The sequence below is a fragment of the Deferrisoma sp. genome (assembly GCF_054681715.1).
In genome coordinates, this window is the sequence record NZ_BAAHFQ010000269.1 from 1 (window position 1) to 2,483 (window position 2,483).

Sequence of the window (2,483 nt, forward strand, 5' to 3'; positions counted from 1 at the left end):
CGAGGGGCTCACGCCGGAGGAAGCCCGGGACCTCGTCGAGGCCGGGGCCCGGCTCGTGGGGGTGGACGGCCCAAGCGCCGATCCCGTCGGGGCCGCGGACCTGCCGGCCCACCGGATCCTCCTCGGCGCCGGGGCCGTGATCGTGGAGAACCTGCGGCTCGCTGGCGTACCCGCCGGCCCGGGCGTGCTCCACTGCCTGCCGCTCCCCGTGGCCCGGGGCGACGGGGCCCCGGCCCGGGTCCTGTGGCAGACGCAGGCGGCCCCGTGAGCGACGAACCGTTCCGGGACGAGGACTTGGAGATCACGTTCCTTCGGGCCTCGGGCCCCGGGGGCCAGCACCGGAACACCCGGGAGACCGGGGTGCGGATCCGGCACCTTCCCACGGGGATCGTGGTCACGGCCACCGAGCGCCGCAGCCAGGCCGAGAACCGTAGGATCGCCCTGGAACGGCTGGCCGAGGCCCTGCGCCAGCGGCGGCGCAGGCGCAAACGCCGCATCCCCACCCGCCCCGGCCGGGCCGCCAGGGAACGGCGCCTCAAGGAAAAGCGGCTCCACAGCCGCAAGAAGGCGATGCGACGGGGGGAGGAGTAAGGGGAAATCAGGCCGGCCCGCCGTCGTCCTCGGAGCCGGACTCCCCGTCTCTCGGGCCGGGGATCGGGCCCCGGGCCGGCAGGTGGCGGTAGAGGTGGTAGGCGCAGTCGGGCCCCACCAGGGCCCGGGCCGCCTCGGGCGGGAGCCGGAGTTTCCCCCGCACCACGAGGGCCCGGTAGAGGTACCGGAGCCGCGTCTCCTCGGCCTCGGGCCGGCCCATGGTCACGCCGCCAGATCGGCCACCCGGGCGCCCACGGCGTCCACCAGCGCCTGGGGCGCCAGGAACACGATGAGCCCCCTGCGGCCGCCGTTCACCCCGATGGTCTCGAACCCCAGGAGCGACTCGTGCACCCACACCGGCACGGGCTTTCGCACCCCGAAGGGGCTGATGCCGCCCACCAGGTACCCGGTGAGCTTCTGGGCCTCGTCCACGGTGGCCATGCGGGCCGCCTTCACCCCGGCGAGCCGGGCGAGTTTCTTCAGCGAGAGCTCCACGTCGCCCGGCAGCACGCATTGGCAGAACGTGCGGTCCCCCAGGGCCACCACCAGGGTCTTGGCCATGGCCTCCACCGGCCACCCGAGGGCCTCGGCCGCGTACTCGGCCCCCTTGACCTTGTGGTCGTACTCCCGGGCCTCGTGGGGGATCTTTCGCTGCTTCAAGAACCGGATCGCGGGGGTGACGGCCATGGGGACTCCTTCGAAGCGGCTGCCCTGGGGCGTAGGGAAGCGGGGCCCCGCCGCGGGGCAGGAACCCGCGGGCATCTCCGGGACGGGCGGGACGGCCCCGCCCCTTGGCCCCCCGTGTACCACCGACTGCGGGAAGGGCTCAAGATCCAGGGGACCTTGACCCCTGGGCCGGGTGGGCGCAATGTATGCGCATCACGATGCGCATTACTCGGAGGCGTCCCCATGATTCCCCTGTTCGAGCCCTCCGCGCCCAAGAAGGCGACGAACGTCACCGTGAACCAGGACCTCCTCCGGAAGGCCAGGGAGGAAGGCATCAACCTTTCCCGGGCCCTGGAGGAGAAGCTCGCCGAGATCCTCGCGGAACGGTACCAGGAGCGCTGGCGCGAGGAGAACCGCGAGGCGATCGAGGCGTACAACCGGAGGGTGAGCGCCCGGGGGGTGTTCAGCGACGGGTGGCGCCGGTTCTGATGGCCCAGTTCGACATCTACCGCAACCCGGACGAGGCCACCCGGGGGGAGATCCCGTTTCTCCTGGACATTCAGAGCGACCTGCTGGATCCCCTGGCCACCCGGGTGGTCGTGCCCCTGGTGGCCGCCGAGGCCATGCCCAAACCGGCCCGGCACCTCAACCCCGTGTTCGAGGTGGAGGGAAGGCGGGTGGTGATGTCCACGGCCGAACTCGCGGGGGTGCTCCGGTCGCGGCTCGGGGAGCGGGTGGGCAGCCTTGCCCATCACCGGGAGGAGATCCTGCGGGCGGTCGATTTCCTGCTGTCGGGGGTGTGACCGGGCACGGAAGCGGGCGGCGCCGGGGGACTGGTGCAACGGAGGAGAACCGCGATGGCAAATTCGTTCTTAGACCGCGTGGTGCGGGCGGCCCGGCTCGACCCGCAACTCTACGAGGAGGTGGAGGCCGACCGGTCGGCCCTGGGGCAGGCCGTGGGGGTGGTGGTGCTTTCGAGCCTCGCCGCCGGGATCGGAGGGTACCACGGCCGCGGGGGACTTGTTCTGGGTACCCTGGTCGCCCTGGCGGGCTGGTACGTGTGGGCGTACCTGGCCTATTGGGTGGGCACCCGCCTCTTCCCGGAGTCGGAGACCCGGGCCGACCACGGGGAACTCCTTCGCACCGTGGGGTTCGCGGCGGCGCCCGGCATCGTGCGGGTGGTCGGGGTGATCGGCCCCCTCCAGTGGATCGCCCACCTCGTGGCC

Annotated in this window: 6 protein-coding genes and 1 pseudogene; 5 read left to right on the top strand and 2 right to left on the bottom strand. The window is 72.7% G+C overall.

Annotated elements, in window-relative coordinates; all coding sequences use genetic code 11:
* Both ACY0I8_RS17680 and ACY0I8_RS17685 read left to right on the top strand, forming a co-directional pair.
* A partial coding sequence (locus tag ACY0I8_RS17680) for a cyclase family protein (RefSeq protein WP_461395797.1) occupies positions 1–268 on the top strand: 268 nt, incomplete at its 5' end.
* The gene (locus ACY0I8_RS17685) at positions 265–591 is read left to right on the top strand and encodes a peptide chain release factor-like protein (RefSeq protein WP_461395798.1); all 327 of its coding nucleotides are present in this window, start codon (positions 265–267) and stop codon (positions 589–591) included. The genes ACY0I8_RS17680 and ACY0I8_RS17685, both read left to right, overlap by 4 nt.
* A gap of 7 nt (positions 592–598) precedes the next feature.
* Here ACY0I8_RS17685 and ACY0I8_RS17690 read toward each other — a convergent pair whose 3' ends face one another.
* Positions 599–811 carry a hypothetical protein gene (locus ACY0I8_RS17690; RefSeq protein WP_461395799.1) on the bottom strand — a complete coding sequence of 71 codons (213 nt, stop codon included), beginning with the start codon at positions 809–811 and terminating at the stop codon, positions 599–601.
* A gap of 2 nt (positions 812–813) precedes the next feature.
* Complete coding sequence (locus ACY0I8_RS17695) at positions 814–1,278, bottom strand: aminoacyl-tRNA deacylase (protein ID WP_461395800.1); 465 nt, start codon at positions 1,276–1,278, stop codon at positions 814–816.
* 222 nt (positions 1,279–1,500) lie between these two features.
* On the opposite strand from ACY0I8_RS17695, the gene ACY0I8_RS17700 reads away from it, so the two are divergent.
* The 3 genes and pseudogenes from ACY0I8_RS17700 to ACY0I8_RS17710 form a co-directional block, all read left to right on the top strand.
* Positions 1,501–1,746, top strand: a complete 246-nt coding sequence (locus tag ACY0I8_RS17700; RefSeq protein ID WP_461395801.1) for a type II toxin-antitoxin system CcdA family antitoxin — start codon at positions 1,501–1,503, stop codon at positions 1,744–1,746.
* Positions 1,746–2,060, top strand: coding sequence for a CcdB family protein (locus ACY0I8_RS17705; protein WP_459940173.1), 315 nt, complete (start codon positions 1,746–1,748; stop codon positions 2,058–2,060). Before ACY0I8_RS17700 ends, ACY0I8_RS17705 begins: the two co-directional genes overlap by 1 nt.
* A gap of 54 nt (positions 2,061–2,114) precedes the next feature.
* Positions 2,115–2,483: pseudogene (locus tag ACY0I8_RS17710) on the top strand (hypothetical protein); the annotation flags it as partial.